We start from the raw sequence: 2553 nt of genomic DNA on the forward strand, positions 1-2553 counted from the left end.
AAATTACAAAAGCATGATCTAAAGTTCGTCCACGCATGAAAGCCAAAGGTGCTATTTGAATAATTCCTTTTAAGATATAATCTTCCAATTTTTCATTGGGCAACATGTCTCGCAATGCATCATATAAAGGTTGCATATAAGGATCTAGCTTTTCTTTCATATCACCGGGAAGAAAACCTAGATTTTCTCCCGCTTCCACTGCAGGTCTGGTCAGAATAATACGTTTGACTTGTTTTTCTTTTAGAGCTTTAACAGCCATGGCAACACCTGTGTAGGTTTTTCCAGTACCAGCTGGCCCAACGGCAAAAACCATATCATTTTTTTCCATCGTATCAACCAACAACTGTTGATTGGGAGTCATAGGTTTAATGATTTTTCCACCTACGCCATGAACCAAAATTTTGTCATGACCAAAAGCTTTTCTGTCATCCTGATCGTCACTTTGAATCACTCGTTCGATTACATTATCGTCGATTGTATTATATCTTGTGAAATGCAACATCAGGCGCTGAAACCGCTTTTCAAATTCGTCTAAAACATCTTTATCTCCAAAAGCTTTAAGAGTAGTACCTCTTGCGACAATTTTTAGTTTTGGATAATATTTCTTAATTGACTCTAGGTGTGAGTCGTGAGTGCCCCAAAAATCTTTTGGAGCAATGTCGATGAGCTCGATGATTCTTTCGTTCAAAATAAGAAGTTTTTAAGTTAATTAATTGAGTTAAATCAATTTTAATATTTACGCTGCAATACTTCTATCACAGTTTTTAATTTCTAAATCGGTAAATAATACTAAAAAACATCTTTCTAGAATCCGGAGTGTTCTAGTTCTAAATTATACGTTAGCTTTTAATTTTTTTAACATAGACTCATTCAAAAAATCGGAAGCTTTAATAGATAAAATTTCACAAAGATTGTCTTTAAAAAGTAATTCAATCTCGGTTCCGTTTATATCTCTCGCTACTTCGGCTTCTATTTTTTCTTTTTCGATTTCGCCTGATTTGCCTGAAAAATTCGATTTATCTATTGTGGTATTTGACAAACCGTTCTGGCTAAAACAATGCAGACTACAAAAGAAAAGAAAAAAAACAACAATAAACTTAGGCATAAATTTTTGTTTTTAATTCTGATTAAATTCTGTTCAAATAAAGTATAAAATACTTTAGCTTTGCATTTCTCAAATTTAAGAAAAAATAAGTTTCGGTCGCTACAAAACCCAATAGTTATAAACAATTTTATGTCAATAATTACCCTTACTACCGATTATGGCTTGAAAGACCACTTTGTTGGTGCTTTGAAAGGGAAAATATTATCTGAGTATTCTGACGCTACAATTATTGACATTTCACATTATATCGATCCATTCAACACAGTTGAAGCCAGTTATATTATTTCGGCGTCCTATGACAGTTTCCCAAAAGGGACTGTTCATATTATAGGAGTCGATTTAGAATCTAATAAAGAAAATCAGCATATTGCCATGCAATGGAATGATCATTTTTTTATTGCCGCCGATAATGGCATATTAAGTATGCTTTCGCAAAAAATTATTCCTCAAAAAATAGTCGCAATAACTATTCACGATCGACTTCATAACGATGCTACCGATTTGGATGTTTTTGTTAAAGTAGCTTGTCATATTGCAAAAGGTGGAGTTCTTAACGTAATTGGGAAAGAAATTAAAAGCTTGAAACAAGTAACCGATTTACAAGTAGTCCTTACAGACGATGGAAATCAATTAAAAGGAAATGTAATTTACATCGATCATTTTGGAAATGTGGTGACCAATATTTCCAAAAAGCAATTTTTGGAATGTGTCAAAGGAAGGGACTATGAAATTATATATAGAAACCAATCCATCAAAACTATTTTACCCTATTATTCAGCCATTGCCAGTTCGGATAAATATCCCGTAAAGTATTATGAAGGTCAAAGATTGGCTATTTTCAATGAAGCTGGTTTTCTTGAAATTGCCATTTTTAGAAGTAATCCATTAACTGTAGGTTCCGCTAGCACATTGCTCGGACTTAATTATAGGGATGTGATTTCGATACAATTTAAAAATTGACCTTAATATTTTTTAAAAAAAATTGATATTGCTTTTGCATTAAATAAATTATAAACATGTTTGTACGAATAGTAAAACTGAGTTTTCACGAGGAAAATATCCCTGCCTTTTTGGAAAACTTTGAATTAATGAAAGATAAAATACGAAATGCTCCCGGAAATAGTTTTCTCGAACTATATCAGGACAAAAACAACAAAAGTATTTTTTTTACTTATAGTTATTGGGAAACCGAAGCTGATTTGGAAAACTATCGAAATTCAGAGCTTTTCAATACTGTTTGGACATTTACCAAACAATTATTCAATGCAAAACCAGAAGCTTGGAGCGTCGATAAATTAGTAAGTTTACAGTAAGCAGATTTTAGATTGCAGTTTTTAGACTGCAAATTTCGGATTAAAAAACTTAGTATATTTGCGCTTTGTGGCAAATAAATGATTAAACAGAAAAATAAATGAAGTCAATTGTATTTCGCGAAATAAAATCCTTTT

At 32.1% G+C, this 2553-nt stretch carries 4 protein-coding genes; 2 read left to right on the forward strand and 2 right to left on the reverse strand.

Annotated elements, in window-relative coordinates:
* Together VFS71_RS17320 and VFS71_RS17325 are read right to left on the reverse strand one after the other, a co-directional pair.
* Positions 1 to 688, reverse strand: a 688-nt coding sequence (locus VFS71_RS17320) for a PhoH family protein (RefSeq protein ID WP_326402847.1), incomplete at its 3' end; no start/stop codon positions are given.
* Positions 689 to 832: 144 nt separating this feature from the next.
* Positions 833 to 1105 carry a hypothetical protein gene (locus VFS71_RS17325; RefSeq protein WP_326402848.1) on the reverse strand — a complete coding sequence of 91 codons (273 nt, stop codon included), beginning with the start codon at positions 1103 to 1105 and terminating at the stop codon, positions 833 to 835.
* Positions 1106 to 1234: 129 nt separating this feature from the next.
* On the opposite strand from VFS71_RS17325, the gene VFS71_RS17330 reads away from it, so the two are divergent.
* Positions 1235 to 2065: an SAM-dependent chlorinase/fluorinase gene (locus VFS71_RS17330; RefSeq protein ID WP_326402850.1), complete on the forward strand. Its 831-nt coding sequence runs from the start codon at positions 1235 to 1237 to the stop codon at positions 2063 to 2065.
* 56 nt (positions 2066 to 2121) lie between these two features.
* A complete protein-coding gene (locus tag VFS71_RS17335; RefSeq protein ID WP_326402851.1) occupies positions 2122 to 2418 on the forward strand; it encodes an antibiotic biosynthesis monooxygenase family protein in 297 nt (98 codons plus the stop codon).
* The last annotated feature ends 135 nt before the right edge of the window (positions 2419 to 2553 follow it).

This window comes from Flavobacterium sp. (assembly GCF_035760125.1).
In the GTDB taxonomy this organism is placed as follows: Bacteria; Bacteroidota; Bacteroidia; order Flavobacteriales; family Flavobacteriaceae; genus Flavobacterium.